Origin of the sequence: Actinoallomurus oryzae (assembly GCF_039541955.1) — a bacterium.
Classification (GTDB): domain Bacteria; phylum Actinomycetota; class Actinomycetes; order Streptosporangiales; family Streptosporangiaceae; genus Actinoallomurus; species Actinoallomurus oryzae.
This window is the reverse complement of sequence record NZ_BAABHF010000049.1, coordinates 45039-61002: the sequence shown is the minus strand read 5'-3', so window position 1 is coordinate 61002 and position 15964 is coordinate 45039. Positions and strand designations below refer to the sequence as shown.

The window sequence follows — 15964 nt, the reverse complement described above, 5'->3', positions numbered from 1 at the left end:
CGCGGGGGCGTGTCCCGGTTCCGGATCGGGCCTGGTGCGGTGGGGCGGACGACGATTTCCCCCACATCGGCACCGGCCGGTCGCTGCGAAGGCGAGAACTCCCGATCCCGGCCACGGCCGGGGGCGATCAGCCGGAGGAGCCCAGCTCCTCGGCCAGGGCCTCCTCTTCGGCCCGTTCCTCGGGGTTACGGCTCAGCTCGGCCTCCTGGGCGCGTTCGGCCTCGCCCAGCAGCCGGTGGCCGGTGGCCAGCACGACGATGCCGAGCGCGATGGCGGCCGAGCCCACGTAGAAGGGCACGTGCACGTTCGAGTGCTCGGCGATCTTTCCGGCCACGAAGGGGGCGAGGCCGCCGCCGATGAAGCGGACGAACCCGTACGCCGCCGACGCCACCGGCCGCTCCACCGGCGCGACGGTCATGACGGCCTGCGTGGTGATGGTGTTGTTCACGCCGATGAAGATCCCGGCGATGATCACGGCGATGATCAGGACCGTCTTCGAGGTGGTGAAGATCGCGATGATCAGCACGTCGATGGCGAACAGCGCGAGGTTCGCGTACAGCGCCTTCGCGATGCCGAGGCGGGCCTGCAGCCGCGGCGCACCGAAGATCGCGAAGATCGCGACGAACACGCCCCAGCCGGTGAAGACGTAGCCGAGCTCGTGGGCGCCCAGGTCCATCGGGAACGGCGCGTACCCCAGCACCGTGAAGAAGCCCCAGTTGTAGCAGAGGGCGGTCAGGGCCATCGTGAGCAGGCCGCGGTGCCGCAGCGCCTTGATCGGGTCGGCGATCGAGGTCCGGTGGGCAGGCCGGGGCGTGGGCTGCACCAGGACGATCGTGGCGATGAGCGCGATCGCCATCAGGACCGTCACGCCGAAGAACGGCCCGCGCCAGGTGATGGCGCCCAGCTCGCCGCCGAGCAGCGGGCCGATCGCGATGCCGATCCCGAGCGCGGTCTCGTACAGGATGATCGCCCCGGCGAACCCGCCGCTGGCCGAGCCGACGATCACCGCCAGGGACGTGGCGATGAACAGGGCGTTGCCCAGCCCCCAGCCGGCGCGGAAGCCGACGATGCCCGAGATCGAGTCCGCCGACCCGGCCAGTGCGCTGAACAGCACGATCAGGACGAGGCCGGCGACGAGCGTCCGCTTCGCCCCGATGCGGCTGGAGACGAAGCCGGTCACGAGCATCGCGACGGCCGTCACGACCAGATAGCTGGTGAACAGCAGCTCCACCTGGCTGGGGCTGGCGTGCAGCTTGGTCGACAGCGCGGGCAGGATCGGGTCCACCAGCCCGATGCCCATGAAGGAGATGACGCAGGCGAACGCCACGGCCCATACGGCGCGCGGCTGCCGGAACGGATTGGTCTGGGGGGCGTGCGAACTGCTGGAATGGCTCAACGGTCCCGTCCTGGGGTGAGGGGTTCGGCCGGGTTCGTGCGGCTTTCTGGTTGTTCTGTGGTCGGTTGTGCGGCCGGTTCTGTGGGTGTGGCAACGGGGCGCCGCTCGGCGAGTTTGCGGATGACCGGGAGGGCAGCGGCCACGGCGGCGCCGAGCGCCGCCTCCTCCTCGGGCGGCAGGGTGGCGAGCACCTCGGCCAGCTCCGCGGCCCGCGCACGCCGGCGGTCGGCGAGCAGCCGTCGTCCGGCGTCGGTGATGTTCACCCACACCAGCCGCCGGTCGCCGGGGTCGCGGTTGCGCTCGACGAGCCCCTGCCGCTCCAGGCGCTGTACGAGCTGCGTCATCGAGGGCTGGGCGACACTCTCCTCGACGGCGAGCGAGGTGAGGCGGCGGGGGCCGTCCTGCTCGAGCCGGGAGAGCGTCGAGGCGGTCGTGAAGCTGATGTCCCGCGGCGCGCCGTTACGGCGGAGCGCGAACCGGGTGAGCTCGTCCAGCCCCGCCGCCACGGAAGCCCGCACGGCGGAGGGCGACATATCAGACCTATCCGACTCCGCACACATAGCGCGAAATATAGCACGCCTATATAGGTAGCCTATGGGTGTGGGAGTGGTCCAGGTCCGGAGCGGGTCGCGTCAGGTAGGGAGCGGACCGTTTCGGCGCTCGCTGGGATGCCGCGTCCAGGACCGGAGCGGGTCGGTCGGATAGGGACGCGGACCGTGACGCCCGCCGGGGTGCCGCGTCCGGGCCCGGACGGCGCCCGGGCCCGGAGCGGGTCGCGTCAGGTATGGGCGACCGCGCTGCTGACGCGGTTGGGGCCGTCGTACTCGCCGTCCGGAAGCCGGGTCAGCTCATCCAGGACGTCCTTCGGCGCCCCCTTCTCCTTCGCGTGTTCCACGAGCTGTTCCTTCGTCGCCGGATAGCTCATGCCGGCCAGGTATTTCTGCACGTCGATGAAGTCCTGAGCCATGACGGACCCTCCTTTCTCGCGGACGAGGTAGGCCCTACCCGATGCGGCACGCCGGAACACGACCGGCCCCGTCGCGGGGCGGTCGGCGTTCCGCAGAGGCTCGGATCAGACCGGTGCGAGGGCGCGATGCGGCTCGGCCGGGAGCTCGACCTTGATCGGGTCGCCGGGCCGGACCGTGCCGCCCTCCCGTACGACGCTCATGACGCCGGCCTTGCGGACGACGTTCCCGTCCTCGTCGCGGCCGACGACCTGTTTGAGTAGACCGGCCTGGAAGTCGTCGATCTGGTGGCACGGGTTGCGCAGCCCCGTGACCTCCACGATCGCGCTGTCGCCGAGATGCAGCAGCGTGCCGGTCGGCAGCGCGAGCAGGTCCAGGCCGCGGGTGGTGACGTTCTCCCCGAGCCGGCCGGGTTCGACCGTGAAGCCCGCGCGTGCGACCTCGGCGAACAGCTCCTCGTGGATGAGGTGGACCTGGCGGAGGTTCGGCTGGGACGGGTCGCGTGCCACCCGGGAGCGGTGTTTGACCGTCGTGCCCGCGTGCGCGTCCCCCTCGACGCCGAGCCCGGTGAGCAGTGTGATCCCGTCGTGGGTCGGCTTCGTGAAGGAGTGCTCACCGCTGCGGCTGACCGCGACGACCGTGCCGTGCATGTTCCGAGCCCCCTCCCGTCGAGCCTCGATCAGCCTAGGGCCTGTCTCCCGGCGGCGCGCGTGTGAATCAGGCCACGCGCGCGGCGGCGCGCCGCCCTCCGTGCGCGATGTGATCACATGACGGGCCGCCCCTGGAGATGTGCGCGGTCATTGCGCGGTTATGAGCATTTGTGCTATCAAACCATCAGATCTGATCACAGCCGCCTCCACGCGCGGCTCAGAACGGAGTGACCGTGACGACGCACGTCGAGACAGAGATCGCGGACCAGCCGGCCTGCTGGCAACGGGCCGTGGAGCTCGCCGCCACGCCCCTGCCCGGGCTGCCCGAGCCCGGGGAGCGTGTCGCCGTGGTCGGCTGCGGCACCTCGTGGTTCGTCGCGCAGGCGTACGCCGCCCTGCGCGAGGGCGCGGGCCAGGGCGAGACCGACGCGTTCGCGGCGTCGGAGGCGCCGGCGGGCCGGCGGTACGACCGGGTCGTGGCGCTGAGCCGGTCCGGCACCACCACCGAGATCCTCGAGCTGCTGGGCGACCTGAGAGGCACGGTGCGCACCACCGCGGTCACCGGTGACCCCGCCACGCCGGTCATGACCGCCGCCGACGACGTGGTCGTCCTCGACTTCGCCGACGAGCGGTCGGTCGTGCAGACGCGGTTCGCCACCACCACGCTCGCGCTGCTGCGCGCCCACCTCGGGCTCGACGTCGCGCCGGCGGTCGCGGACGCGCGCCGGGCCGTCGCCGAGGCCCTGCCGCCGGGTGTCACCGACCGCACCCAGTTCACCTTCCTGGGCGCGGGCTGGACCGTCGGCCTGGCCGCCGAGGCCGCGCTGAAGATGCGGGAGGCGTCGCTGAGCTGGGCGGAGTCCTACCCGGCCAAGGAGTACCGGCACGGCCCGATCGCGATCACCGACGAGCGTTCGGCGGTCTGGATGTTCGGCCCGGCTCCGGAGGGCCTGGAGGAGCAGGTGCGGGAGACCGGCGGCCTGTGGGTCCAGCCGGACCTCGACCCCGCCGCGTCGCTCATCCTGGCGCAGCGCCTGGCCGTGACCCTGGCGGCCGCACGCGGGCTGGACCCCGACACCCCGCGCCACCTGACCCGTTCGGTCATCCTGCGTCCGGCCGCCGGCTGAGGAGCGCGCATGCCACTCGTTCCCACCGCGACCGTCGTCGGCGCCGCGCGCGCCGCCGGACGGGGCGCCGCCGCGTTCAACGTCATCCAGATCGAGCACGCCCAGGCGATCGTGGCCGGCGCCGAGCGAGCGGGCGCCCCGGTGATCCTGCAGCTCAGCCAGAACGCCGTGCGCTACCACGGCGCGCTCCGGCCGATCGCCGCGGCGGCACGCGCCGTCGCCGAACTCGCGGCGACCCCGGTCGCCCTCCACCTCGACCACGCCACCGAACGCTCCCTGGTGGAGGAGGCGGTCGAGCTCGGCTTCGGGTCGGTGATGTACGACGCCTCGGCGCTGCCGTACGAGGAGAACGTCGCCGCCACCGCCGACGTGGCGCGGGCCTGCCACGGCCACGACGTCTGGGTGGAGGCGGAGCTCGGAGAGATCGGCGGCAAGGACGGCGTGCACGCGCCCGGCGCGCGTACCGACCCCGGCGAGGCGGCCGCCTACGTGGCCGCCACGGGCGTCGACGGCCTGGCCGTGGCGGTGGGCACCTCGCACGCGATGCTCACCCGCGACGCCGCGCTGGACTTCGCACTGATCACCGCGCTGCGCGAGGCCGTGCCGGTGCCCCTGGTGCTGCACGGCTCCTCCGGCGTGGCCGACGCCGACCTGACGGCCGCCGTCACCGCCGGCATGACCAAGATCAACATTGCCACCCAGCTCAACAAGGTGTTCACCGGCGCCGCGCGCGAGCGCCTCGCCGCCGACCCCACCCTGGTCGACACCCGCAAGTACCTCGGCCCGGCGCGGGACGCCACCGCCGCCGAGGTGGCCCGCCTGCTCGGCGTGCTGCGCTCCGCTCCTCCCACGGGAGGTTCCACGACATGAGTGAGCGGAGCGAGCGAATCGAGAACACAGTGTCCCAGGTCACTCACCCGACGAAGGAGGACTCCGTGACTGAACCGTTCCGCGTCGCATTCGTCGGCGCCGGCTCGGTCGTCTTCACCCGGCAGCTGCTGCGCGACATCTTCTCCTTCCCCGAGCTGGCGAACGTCCGGATCGCCCTGCACGACATCGACCCCGACCGGCTCTCGGTGGCCGAGGCGCTGGCGCACCGTACGGCGTCACGCCACGGCGCGAAGCCGGAGATCGTCGCGAGCACCGACCGCCGGGCCGCCCTGGAGGGCGCGCAGGCCGTGGTGAACATGGTCGCCATCGGCGGTCACGCCGCGACCGTGACCGACTTCGAGGTGCCCGCGCGGTTCGGGCTCCGGCAGACGATCGGCGACACGCTCGGCATCGGCGGCATCTTCCGCGCGCTGCGCACGTTCCCGTTCCTGGAGGCGCTGGCCGCCGACATGGCCGCCGTGTGCCCGGACGCGTGGCTGCTCAACTACACGAACCCGATGGCCATGAACCTGCAGTACCTCGCGGCCGTCGCCCCCGGCCTGAAGGCCGCCGGGCTCTGCCACTCGGTCTACTGGACCGTACGCGACCTGTGCGGGCTCGTCGGCGTCCCGTACGAGGAGGTCGACGTCGTCTCGGCCGGCGTCAACCACCAGGCGTGGATCCTGCGCTGGGAGCACCGGGGACGCGACCTGTACCCGGCGCTGGACGCGGCGATCGCCGCCGACCCGCAACTGCTCCGCCGCGTACGGGTCGACATGTACCGGCGCCTCGGCCGCTACCCGACCGAGACCAGCGAGCACTCCTCGGAGTACGTGCCGTGGTACCTGCGCGACGCGACCGAGATCGAGCGGCTGCGCATCCCGGTCGACGACTATGTCGGGATCAGCGCCGCCAACCTCGCCGAGTACGAGTCCGTACGCGACGCGCTCGCGGCCGGTCGTGAGCCGGAGCCGGGCGAGGAGGAGGACGCCGCCGAGTACGCGCCCCAGGTGATCCACAGCCTCGCCACCGGCACCCTGCGCACCATCCAGGTCACGACGCCCAACACCGGGCTCATCACCAACCTGCCGGCCGGGGCCGGCGTCGAGGTGCCGGCGACGCTGGACCGGCTCGGCGTGCACCCCCACCACGTGGGGGCGCTGCCGCCGCAGCTCGCCGCGCTGAACCGGAGCTTCCTGAACGTGGTCGACCTGACCGTCGCCGCCGCGGTCGAGGGCGACCCGCGGCACATCCGCCACGCCGCCATGGCCGACCCCGCCACCGCCGCGGCGCTGAACGTCGAGGAGATCTGGTCGCTCTGCGACGCCATGGCCGAGGCGCACGGCGACGCCCTGCCGCCCGCGCTGCGCGGATCGCTCCGGCCGTGATCGACCTCCTCGTCGTCGGCGACGCCAACCCCGACGTACTGATCTCGGGCGCTCCCGAGACGCCGCCCGCGGGCCAGGCCGAGACGCTGGTGGACAGCGGCACGCTGGCCCTCGGCGGATCGGCCGCGATCGTGGCCTGCGGCGCGGCGCGCCTCGGCCTGTCCACCGCGCTCGCGGCCACGGTCGGCCGCGACGCCGCCGGCGACTTCGTCCTCGACACGCTGCGGACCGCGGGCGTGGACATCAGCGCCTGCGTGCGGCACGAGAGCCTGCCGACCGCGCTGACGGTGTGCCTCAACCGGGCCGACGGCGACCGGGCGATCCTGACCGCCCCCGGCTGCCTGCCCGCCTTCGACGCGTCGCAGGTGCCGGAGGTGAGCGCACGCCACGTGCACGCGGCGTCGTACTTCCTCCAGCCGAGGCTGGCCGCCGGGCTGCCCGGACTGCTGGCGCGCTTTCGGCGCGCGGGCGCGTCCACGTCGCTGGACACCAACGACGACCCGGCGGGGGAGTGGCGTCTCGCTCCCGGCCTCCTGGCCGCCTGCGACTTCCTCCTGCCGAACGAGGCCGAGGCACTCGCCCTGGCCGGGACCCTGACGGGTGAACCGGTGAGCGCCCTGCCGGCGGCTCTGACGGCGCTCGCGGGAGCCGGCCCGGTGCCCGTGGTGAAACGGGGCGGAGAGGGGGCCGTGGCCCGGTACGAGGGCGCCGACGTGAGCGCACGTGGTCCGCGCGTCACCCCGGTCGACACGGTCGGCGCCGGCGACGGCTTTGACGCGGGCTTCCTGGCAGGCTGGCTGGGGAAGCGGGACATCGCGGAGGCCCTGGCCTGGGGTTGCGCGTGCGGCGCACTGTCGACCCGCGCCGCCGGAGGCACCGCCGCCCAGCCGACCGCCGCCGAAGTGCAGGCCGTCGCGGGGGGTTAGGTACACCCCACTTCGGGGGCCGGCCGGCTGGGGCACGGTCGCCGTGCTCCGTGACCGCGCATGGTGTCGTTCGCGCACGGCACGCAGAGCTACAAGGAGGACGCCCCCTCGATCGGCGAGGACGACTTCTCGTCCGCTCCGGCGATCACCTTCGGCTCGGCCGGCTTCGCCGCGGTCACTCCGGACTATCTCGGGCTGGGAGAGGGCCCGGGAACCCACCCGTGGATGGACGTCCCGTCAGAGACCACGGCGTCGCTGGACATGCTGCGCGCCGCCCGCGCGTTCATGGCGCGTGAGGGGCGGACTCCGCAGCGCCGGGTCCTCGTCACCGGGTTCTCCCAGGGCGCTTCGGCGGCCCTCGGGCCGGCCGTTGCCTACACGACCTACCTGCTGGTCGCCTGGAACCGTCTGCACCATCTCTACGGCTCTCCCGCCGAGATTTTCCAGGCGGCGTACGCCGGCAAGGTGGGCAGGTTGTTCGACGGAACGACTCCGGGACAGGAGATGCTCGGAGCGCTGCCGGACGGCATCACCCGGCGACGAGCAGGCGGTCACCGCCAACACCGAACACTGCCGGGACGCCTTCCGCGCGAACGGCCTTGACCTGACGCCCATCGACCTCGGGCCACACGACTACGAGGGTTCCCGGCACCTCGGCACCGCGGTCAGCGGCACCGCGGCGATCGTTGACTGGTTCGCCCACCTGCCCGTCTGAGGACCGGATCCGCAGGCGGGGCAGGTCAGGCCGGGTCAGGCTGACACGGTGATGACCTCGACGCCGGCCGAGCGGAGGCGGTCCAGCTCCGCCGGGTCGGCGCCCGCGTCGGTGACGAGCATGGCGACCTCCTCGATCGGCGCGATGCGGGTGAACGCCCGGTTGCCCACCTTGGAGGAGTCGGCCAGGACGACGACGCGCGCGGCGGTGTGCATCAGGCAGTGGTCGGTCTGGGCCTCGACCTCGTCGTGCGTGCTGATGCCGCCGGTCGCGTCGATGCCGTCCACGCCCAGGAACACCAGGTCGAGGTGGATGCCGGCGAGGGCCCGGTCGGCGATCGGGCCGACCAGCTCGTACGACTCGGGCCGCACGCTGCCGCCCGTGACGACCAGGTCGATGGCCGAGCGTACGGAGAGGTCACCGGCGATGTTGAGGGCGTTGGTGACGACCTTCAGCGACCGGCCGAGGGACCCGAGCGCGCGGGCCAGCTCGGTCGTCGTGGTGCCGCCGCCGAGGCCGACCGAGTGCACCGACTCGGTGACCAGACGCACCGCGGCCTGCGCTATGCGGAGCTTCTCCTCCTGGTGGCGGCCGGTGCGGTAGCGCATCGGCAGTTCGTAGATCACTTCGGCCGCCACCGCGCCGCCGTGGGTGCGCTTGAGGAGCTGCTGCTCCTCCAGCGCCCGCAGGTCCCGCCGGATGGATGCGGGCGAGGCGTTCAGCTCGGTGGTGAGGTCGAGAACGGAGACCGTGCCGTGTTTCGCCAGCCGATCGAGGATCAGGCCTAGCCGCTCCTGTTGACGCATTCGATCACTATAATGCACAATTCACGCTTGTTAATAGCTGTTTTCGCGCGATATTTGGCAGCTGACCTGCTCATTCGCTCACTTTGCGCGTCCTCGGAAGTAACGGTGGAGTGGCGGCGCGTATTCGCTCGGCGCCGCCACTCCCGAAGGGATCACCCCGTCACTTGAAGCCGGACGACGCGATCGACCGTACGAAGAACCGCTGGGCGATCACGAACAGCACGAGTACCGGGATCTGGCTGGTCACGGTGCCGGCCATCAGCACCGGCCAGTTCGTCAGGTGGGCGCCCTGGAAGTTCTGCAGGCCCATCTGGATGGTCATGTTGCCCGGGCTCTGGATGGCGATCAGCGGCCACAGGAAGTCGTTCCAGACGTTGAGGAACGTCAGCACGGCCAGCGTCGCCAGGGTGGGGCCCATGAGCGGCAGCAGCACCCGTACGAGCGTGCGGAGGCGGCCGGCGCCATCGATACGGGCGGCCTCCTCCAGCTCGCGCGGCACGGTGGTGAAGAACTGGCGCATCAGGAAGACGCCGAATGGCGTCGCGAGGTTGGGCGCGATCAGCGCCCCGAGTGTGTCGGTCAGGTGCAGGTCGCGTACGACGATCAGCGTCGGCAGCATGACGATCTGGAACGGCACCATCAGCGTGGCGAGCACCAGGACGAACAGCACGCGGCTGCCGAAGAAGGGGATCCGCGCGAACGCGTACCCGGCGAGCGCGCAGAACACCAGGTTGCCGAGCACACAGGTGACCGAGACGATCGTGCTGTTGAGCAGCCAGTGTCCGAACGGTCCCTGCTGCCAGGCGTGGACGTAGTTCTGCCAGTGCACGCCGCCGGGCAGGCCGGGCGGGAAGCGCCGGGTCTCCTCCTGGGTGGAGATCGACAGCAGCACCATCCAGATGAGCGGCGCCAGCATCACCAGGGACAGCGGGACCAGCAGCAGGTGCAGCGGGCTGGGCCGGCGACGGGGCCGCAGCCGGCCGCCGTGCCTCGTACGGGTCGCCTGGCGCGGAAGGGCGAGGGTCATGGTCAGCCCGCCTCGTAGTGGGAGGTCCGCCGGCCGAGCCACAGCTGTACGACGGTCACGATGAGGATCACCACGAACAGCGCGCAGCCGATGGCGGCGGCGTAGCCGCCGTCGAAGACGACGAACGCCTGCTGGTAGAGGTAGTAGACGAGCACGGTGCTGGCGTGCAGCGGCCCGCCCTTGGTCGTCACGTACACCTCGTCGAACAGCTGCAGCGCGTTGATGGTGAGCCAGACGAGCAGGAACGACGAGGCCGGCGCGAGCAGCGGCAGCTCCACCTTCCAGAACGCCTTCACGCGCCCGCAGCCGTCGAGGGCGGCGGCCTCCATCAGCTCGCGCGGCACGTTCTGCAGCGCGGACAGGTAGATGATGACGGCGAAGCCGAGCCAGCCCCACACCGTCATGGCGACCACGGCGGGCAGCGCCTCGCCGGTGCTCTGGAAGAAGCCCTGCTGGGGGAGGCCGAGCTTGTCGAGCCCGGCGTTGATCAGGCCGATCTGCGGGTTGTAGAGCCAGCTGAAGATCACGCCGGTCGCGACGGTGGAGGTGACGAGCGGGGCGAACACCGCCATCCGGTAGAAGGTCATCCCGCGGACCTTCTGGTTGAGCAGCACGGCGATCGGAATCGCGAGCACCATCGTGATCGGTACGAACAGCAGGCAGTAGTACAGCGTCTGCCGTGCGGCCTGCCAGAAGACCGGGTCGTGCACCATCTTCTGGTAGTTCGCCGCGCCGGACCAGGTGCCGGGCGAGGTCAGGTCGGTCTGCTGGAACGACAGCAGCACCGACCAGAGCACCGGGACGAGGCCGAACACGGCGATGAGCAGCACGGCGGGGGAGACGAACGCCCAGCCGGTGAGGTGGTCGGCTCGCCGGAGGCGGCCGCCCCGCCGCCGTTCCGTCCGGGTGGCGCGCCCTTTCGTGGGCCGCCCGGCGGTGGCCACCGCCATCATGCCCCCGCGAGGATCTGGTCGACCTTCTGGCGTGCCTGGTCGAGCGCGGCCTGGGGCTGTGCCTTGCCGAGCAGCACCGACTGTACGGCGGTGCCCAGAGCCTGGGAGATCCTCGGGTACTCGGGGATGTTCGGGCGGGACTTGGTGGCGTTCTTGCTCAGGTTGTCGACGAAGACCTTGTTCGCCGGGTAACGCTTGAGGAAGTCCTTGTAGCCCGGCAGTTTCGTCTCCGACTCGCGAATCGGCAGGTCGCCGGTGGCGGTCGCGAACTTCAGGTGCGTCTGCGCCGAGTCGAGCCACTGCAGGAACGCCCACGCGGTCTTGCGGTCGTCCTTGTTGAACACCATGTAATTGTCCGGACCGGCGATGGTCGCGTGGCTGACCTTGGCGGGCAGGAACTGCGCCCCGTAGGAGATGTCCTTGTTGATGGTGCCCAGATCCCAGGGGCCGGTCCAGAGCATTCCGATCTTTCCGGAGTTGAAGAGGTTCTGGTACTGCCCGTCGCCGGTGTCAAGGTAGACGGAGTGGTCGGTCACCGCCATGTCGTGCAGCAGCTGCATGGCCTGCAGCCCGGCCGGTGAGTCGAACGCGGCCTTCTTGTTGTCGGGGGTGAGCAGGTCGCCGCCCGCCTGCCACAGCATCGCGATGTACCGCCAGACGGTGTCCTCGGTGCCGTCGTTGACGTACGCCCAGCCGTACCGGTGCTGGGAGGCGTTGGTCAGCTTGCGGGCGGCGTTACGGAAGTCGTCCCAGGTCCAGTCCGCCGTCGGGTACGAGAGCCCGGCGGCGTCGAAGAGCTTCTTGTTGTAGACCAGCGCGAGGTTGTCCACGAGCGCGGGAACACCGTAGATCTTGCCGTCGGGCGTGGTGGCCGCCTGCCGGGCCGCCGGGAAGAAGTCGTCCCACTGGAACGACGGGCTGCTCTTGACCAGCGAGGTGAGGTCCTGCGTCTGGTGCCGTGCGGCGAGGGTGTTGATCGAGGAGCCGAACTCGTACGCGATGCCGGGCGCCTTGCCGGAGACGAAGGACGCGAGCGTCTTCTTCAGCGCGTCGTCGTTGCTGCCGCCGAAGGTGACGTTCACCTTCTGGTCGGGATGGGCGGCGTTCCACTCCTGGCCGAGCTGGGCGATCGCCTTGGCCTCGACGTCGGTGTAGCCGTGCCACATGACCACCGCGCCGTGCGAGCCGCCCGAGCCACCGGATCCACCGGAACACGCCGCCAGGGACGCGAGGGCGAGCGCCGCCCCGCCCGCGGCGGCCCGTACGCCGAGTCGCCGCCCGGCTCGTCTTGATGTAACGCGCATCTCCACGACTCTCCCTAGAAACGACGGCGCACCCGAGTGGCCGACCTCGGGTGCTCGGTGCTCGCTAACGATTGTTAGGCGGGACTTTAGATCAGAAACAATCACCAAACAAGGCGTATCGCCAAGAAAACGACAACGCGGCGACCTCCGTGAGCGGCGGTACGGCCGATCACGATCACTACGGCGTCGCCGGCGGTGCGGCCGCACGGCGATCGCGGGGTGGCGGGCGGTGGCGGGGCGGCTGAGCTGGGGATCCGCGCCGGAGGGGCGGGGTGGAGCGCGACGACGAACGCGACGCGGGAGACCCCTCCGTACGGGCGGCGGGTGACGGGGTGCGATCGTCCACGGGCACCTGAGCGCGTGATCGTGTCCGCGCACCGTTGATCGGCGCCGCAACGCCGATCAGTCGCCCTGTCCATGGGCGGGGCCCTCTGTGGGGCGCCTGGGCCTGGTGCCTGCTCGCCGTGCCGGCTGGGCGCTCTCACGCGGGATCGCTCGCTCAGTGTGGTGAACCTGTCACTGACCTTGGTGCATTACTCGCGGTAACCATCTGTTTTCAATTCTGGCCGTTGACGGGTTTTTACCTGCGTTTTATGCTCCCCACGGATTTTCCCGGTGTGAAGGGAGGCGATGCGTCAGGTCTCCGCCAAATTAATCGGCCGAGCCGACGCAACAATCATCCCTCCTGCACCGATGCGCTGATGGATCGTGTAATTCGCCCCGCCGCTCATCCGCGCCCCGACCGGCCGGATCGCGATTCTTCGCGCCTTTTCCCGGGTCCCTCGTAGCCCCAATGAGGTGGTAGAGCCGTGCGCAGAAAAGGCAGTAGGACAAGGGCACGCCGACTGACGGCGGTGCTTTCGGCCGGGGCGCTTTTGAGCGCCGGTCTCGGCGGGGTGGCGTCCGCCGCACAGAACGCCGCCGGACCTCGCGTGCAGGCGCCTCACCAGGCCGCCGGTGACCGCGACGCCCGCCCGGGGCACCGCGCCCCCTCGGCCCGCCAGCGCGACCTCGCGGCACGGCAGCGGCTCGACGCCCGGTGGAACAACCTCGGTACGCCCGCCGATCTCGTCTCCCCTGACAAGGCGCTCGCCACCGGCCTGCCCGCGGATCCGGCCACCGCGGCCCGTACCTATCTGTCCCGGCAGCGCGAGATGCTCGGGCTGACCCAGAAGGCCGTCGACTCCCTGGAGGTCGTCGCGGTCAACCCGATCGGCGCGGGCTCGGCGGTCCTGCTCCGCGAACGGTTCGGGAACCTGCCGGCCGGTTATGACGGGCTCGTGGCGGTCGGCGTGGCCGGCGGCAAGGTGTACCTGGTCAGCTCCACGCTCGCCCCGGACGTCCCCACGCCCGCCCCCGCCACGCTCAGCGCCGCCGAGGCGCTGGCGAAGGCGGGCCGCGACGCCGGCCTGAACAGCGGCACCGTCACCTCGCAGGGCTCCTCCGGCGGCTGGAGCCGCTTCGCGGCCAGTGAGCTGAACGGCACGCAGAGCGCCAAACTCGTCGCGGTGCCGATGCCGGAGGGCGGGGCGCGCACCGCGTACGAGGTGTCCCTCAGCGACACCCGCCAGGACGGCACGCGGTCCTACACCAGCTACGTCGACGCCCGTACCGGTGAGGTGCTCATCCGCGAGGACAACGTCGCGGACGACTCCGAGGGCCCGGAGTGGAAGGCCTTCGCCGAGAACCCGCGGGCGGACTACTCCTCCAAGGACACCCGCGAAACCTGGTGCCTGACCAGGGCCAGGGGCTGCGACCGCGTGGTCGCCGATCCGGCCTCCCCGCTGGCCTGGGACGTCGACCCCGGCGTGAGCGCCACCGAGTCGACGCACACCACGCGCGGCAACAACGAGTGGGCGGCGCAGGACTGGCTCGACGCCACCGGCCGCGGCTTCAACCCGAACGGGTTCGCCAGCCCCCGCGCGGACCGCCGGTACACCTACCCCTGGACGAACCAGTGGTACGCGTCCAAGTGCGCGCCGGACACGTTCGACAGCCCGCAGCACAACGACATCGACGCCGCGGACGCGAACCTGCTCGCCATGCACAACCGCATGCACGACTTCTCCTACCACCTCGGCTTCACCGAGAGCGCGTGGAACCTGCAGGACGACAACTTCGGCAAGGGCGGCCTCGGCGCCGACCCCGAGCACGGCAACTCCCAGTCGGGCGCCCGCGTGCCGGGCGCACTGATCCGGGACAACGCCAACCAGGCCACGCCGCCCGACGGCAACCCGCCGACCACGAACATGTACCTCTGGCAGTCGATCGCCGGCTCCTTCTACAGCCCCTGCGTCGACGGCGACTACGACATGTCCGTCATCGGGCACGAGTACACGCACGCCATCTCCAACCGGATGGTGGCCGGTCCGGACCGCGGCCTCAGCGGTTTCCAGGCCGGTGCGATGGGCGAGTCGTGGTCGGACCTGGACGCGATGGAGTACCTCGCCGCGAACGACCTCGTCCCGCGCGGTCAGTCGCCGTTCGTCACCGGCCAGTACGTCACCGGCAACAGCGTGCGGGGCATCCGCGACTACGACCTGTCCAAGAACCCGCTGAACTACAGCGACCTCGGGTTCGACCTGACCGGCCCGGAGGTGCACGCCGACGGCGAGATCTGGAACGGCGTCAACTACGACCTCCGCCAGGCCTTCATCGACAGGTACGGCGCGGGCAGTGTCGCGCTGCGCAAGTCCTGCGCCGAGGGGAGGACGCCGGTCACGCGGTGCCCCGGCGACCGGCGGTGGATCCAGCTCGTCTACGACGGCTGGCTGCTCATGGCGAACGGCAACGTCTCGATGCTGGACGCGCGTGACGCGATGATCGCCGCGGACCGGATCCGGTTCGGCGGCGCCGACGAGGACCTGCTCTGGAACGTCTTCGCAGGGCGCGGCATGGGCGAGGGCGCGGCCAGCAACACCAACGCCGACGCGGACGCGACGCCGAGCTTCGCCTCGCCGGCCGCCCGCGACGCCACGGTGCGGTTCCGCGTGACCGACGACTCCGGCGCCCCGGTGACGGGCGCGCGCGTCTTCGTCGGCGACTACCAGGCACGCGCGGTGCCCGTCGCCGACACCGACGCGGCCACCGCCCTGCCGGACACCGCGCCGATGGTGGCGGGACGCTACACGTTCGTCGCCCAGGCGCCGGGCCACGGCCTGACCCGGTTCACCGCCCACGTGACGGCCGGCTCACATCCGACGGTACGGGTGCGGCTGCCGCGCAACGTCGCCTCGGCGTCCGCCGGCGCGACGGCGAGCGGCGACGGCGTCGACCTCGGCGCCCTCATCGACGACGACGAGGCCACGACCTGGGCCTACCTGGGCGCGCAGGCCGAGCCGGTGGCGGGCCGGGGCGTCACCGTACGGCTCGCCGGCGACAAGCCGCAGCAGGTGCGCCGGGTGCAGGTCAGCGCGCTGCTGCGCCCGGCGAACGCGCAGGATCCGGGCGGCGACACCCAGTCGCAGAACCGGTTCACCGCCCTGCGGTCGTTCCGGATCCTCGCGTGCACGGCCACGGCCACCGTCGACTGCTCGCAGGCCAAGGACTACCGCCGGGTGTACACCAGCCCGAAGGACGCCTTCCCGGCGGCCAGGCCCCGACCCGTGGCGCCGAACCTGACCATGCGCTCCTTCACGATCCCCAGGACGACCGCCACCCACCTGCGCTTCGAGGTCGCCGCCTCGCAGTGCACCGGCAACCCCGACTACGCGGGGCAGCAGACGAACGACCCGAACGTCCCGACCGACTGCACCACCGGAAGCGCCGTCTCCGGCCAGGTCAGGGCCGCGGACTTCCAGGTGTTCACCCACTGATCCACCCCACCGCGAACGAGAT

Annotated in this window: 14 protein-coding genes; 6 read left to right on the top strand and 8 right to left on the bottom strand. The window is 71.4% G+C overall.

What is annotated here, in order from left to right:
* Positions 1-127: 127 nt before the first annotated feature.
* The 4 genes from ABEA10_RS41120 to ABEA10_RS41105 all read right to left on the bottom strand — a co-directional run bounded on the left by ABEA10_RS41120 (position 128) and on the right by ABEA10_RS41105 (position 3011).
* Complete coding sequence (locus ABEA10_RS41120) at positions 128-1396, bottom strand: MFS transporter (protein WP_329239821.1); 1269 nt, start codon at positions 1394-1396, stop codon at positions 128-130.
* A complete protein-coding gene (locus ABEA10_RS41115; protein ID WP_345473507.1) occupies positions 1393-1914 on the bottom strand; it encodes a MarR family winged helix-turn-helix transcriptional regulator in 522 nt (173 codons plus the stop codon). Before ABEA10_RS41115 ends, ABEA10_RS41120 begins: the two co-directional genes overlap by 4 nt.
* A gap of 260 nt (positions 1915-2174) precedes the next feature.
* Positions 2175-2363 carry a DUF2795 domain-containing protein gene (locus tag ABEA10_RS41110; RefSeq protein WP_329239817.1) on the bottom strand — a complete coding sequence of 63 codons (189 nt, stop codon included), beginning with the start codon at positions 2361-2363 and terminating at the stop codon, positions 2175-2177.
* 105 nt (positions 2364-2468) lie between these two features.
* Positions 2469-3011 (bottom strand): MOSC domain-containing protein, encoded by a 543-nt coding sequence (locus ABEA10_RS41105; protein ID WP_345473504.1) that lies wholly within the window; start codon positions 3009-3011, stop codon positions 2469-2471.
* A 233-nt stretch (positions 3012-3244) separates the two neighbouring features.
* On the opposite strand from ABEA10_RS41105, the gene ABEA10_RS41100 reads away from it, so the two are divergent.
* From ABEA10_RS41100 to ABEA10_RS41080, 5 genes are all read left to right on the top strand, one after another.
* On the top strand, positions 3245-4138 hold the full coding sequence (locus tag ABEA10_RS41100; protein ID WP_345473502.1) for an SIS domain-containing protein: 894 nt from the start codon (positions 3245-3247) through the stop codon (positions 4136-4138).
* Between the two features lie 9 nt (positions 4139-4147).
* Positions 4148-5008, top strand: a complete 861-nt coding sequence (locus ABEA10_RS41095) for a class II fructose-bisphosphate aldolase (RefSeq protein WP_345473500.1) — start codon at positions 4148-4150, stop codon at positions 5006-5008.
* Positions 5009-5073: 65 nt separating this feature from the next.
* The gene (gene melA / locus ABEA10_RS41090; protein ID WP_345473498.1) at positions 5074-6396 is read left to right on the top strand and encodes an alpha-glucosidase/alpha-galactosidase; all 1323 of its coding nucleotides are present in this window, start codon (positions 5074-5076) and stop codon (positions 6394-6396) included.
* Positions 6393-7322, top strand: a complete 930-nt coding sequence (locus ABEA10_RS41085; protein ID WP_345473496.1) for a carbohydrate kinase family protein — start codon at positions 6393-6395, stop codon at positions 7320-7322. Before melA ends, ABEA10_RS41085 begins: the two co-directional genes overlap by 4 nt.
* A gap of 60 nt (positions 7323-7382) precedes the next feature.
* Positions 7383-7925 carry a lipase family protein gene (locus ABEA10_RS41080; protein WP_345473494.1) on the top strand — a complete coding sequence of 181 codons (543 nt, stop codon included), beginning with the start codon at positions 7383-7385 and terminating at the stop codon, positions 7923-7925.
* A gap of 147 nt (positions 7926-8072) precedes the next feature.
* Here the strand turns inward: ABEA10_RS41080 and ABEA10_RS41075 are convergent, their stop codons facing one another.
* The 4 genes from ABEA10_RS41075 to ABEA10_RS41060 all read right to left on the bottom strand — a co-directional run bounded on the left by ABEA10_RS41075 (position 8073) and on the right by ABEA10_RS41060 (position 12127).
* Positions 8073-8843, bottom strand: coding sequence for a DeoR/GlpR family DNA-binding transcription regulator (locus ABEA10_RS41075; protein ID WP_345473492.1), 771 nt, complete (start codon positions 8841-8843; stop codon positions 8073-8075).
* Positions 8844-9003: 160 nt separating this feature from the next.
* The gene (locus tag ABEA10_RS41070) at positions 9004-9870 is read right to left on the bottom strand and encodes a carbohydrate ABC transporter permease (protein ID WP_345473490.1); all 867 of its coding nucleotides are present in this window, start codon (positions 9868-9870) and stop codon (positions 9004-9006) included.
* Between the two features lie 2 nt (positions 9871-9872).
* On the bottom strand, positions 9873-10823 hold the full coding sequence (locus ABEA10_RS41065) for a carbohydrate ABC transporter permease (RefSeq protein WP_345473488.1): 951 nt from the start codon (positions 10821-10823) through the stop codon (positions 9873-9875).
* Positions 10820-12127, bottom strand: coding sequence for an ABC transporter substrate-binding protein (locus ABEA10_RS41060; RefSeq protein WP_345473486.1), 1308 nt, complete (start codon positions 12125-12127; stop codon positions 10820-10822). The genes ABEA10_RS41065 and ABEA10_RS41060 overlap by 4 nt, the downstream gene beginning before the upstream one ends.
* Positions 12128-13059: 932 nt before the next feature.
* Here ABEA10_RS41060 and ABEA10_RS41055 point away from each other — a divergent pair.
* Positions 13060-15942 carry a M36 family metallopeptidase gene (locus ABEA10_RS41055; protein ID WP_345473484.1) on the top strand — a complete coding sequence of 961 codons (2883 nt, stop codon included), beginning with the start codon at positions 13060-13062 and terminating at the stop codon, positions 15940-15942.
* Positions 15943-15964 lie beyond the last annotated feature (22 nt).

Excerpts from the sequence above, each read along its gene's own strand:
- ABEA10_RS41065 (WP_345473488.1), bottom strand. The coding sequence starts at position 10,823 with ATGATGGCGGTGGCCACCGCCGGGCGGCCCACGAAAGGGCGCGCCACC.
- ABEA10_RS41060 (WP_345473486.1), bottom strand. The coding sequence starts at position 12,127 with ATGCGCGTTACATCAAGACGAGCCGGGCGGCGACTCGGCGTACGGGCC.
- ABEA10_RS41110 (WP_329239817.1), bottom strand. The coding sequence starts at position 2,363 with ATGGCTCAGGACTTCATCGACGTGCAGAAATACCTGGCCGGCATGAGC.
- ABEA10_RS41075 (WP_345473492.1), bottom strand. The coding sequence starts at position 8,843 with ATGCGTCAACAGGAGCGGCTAGGCCTGATCCTCGATCGGCTGGCGAAA.
- ABEA10_RS41080 (WP_345473494.1), top strand. The coding sequence starts at position 7,383 with ATGGTGTCGTTCGCGCACGGCACGCAGAGCTACAAGGAGGACGCCCCC.
- ABEA10_RS41095 (WP_345473500.1), top strand. The coding sequence starts at position 4,148 with ATGCCACTCGTTCCCACCGCGACCGTCGTCGGCGCCGCGCGCGCCGCC.
- ABEA10_RS41105 (WP_345473504.1), bottom strand. The coding sequence starts at position 3,011 with ATGCACGGCACGGTCGTCGCGGTCAGCCGCAGCGGTGAGCACTCCTTC.
- ABEA10_RS41070 (WP_345473490.1), bottom strand. The coding sequence starts at position 9,870 with ATGACCCTCGCCCTTCCGCGCCAGGCGACCCGTACGAGGCACGGCGGC.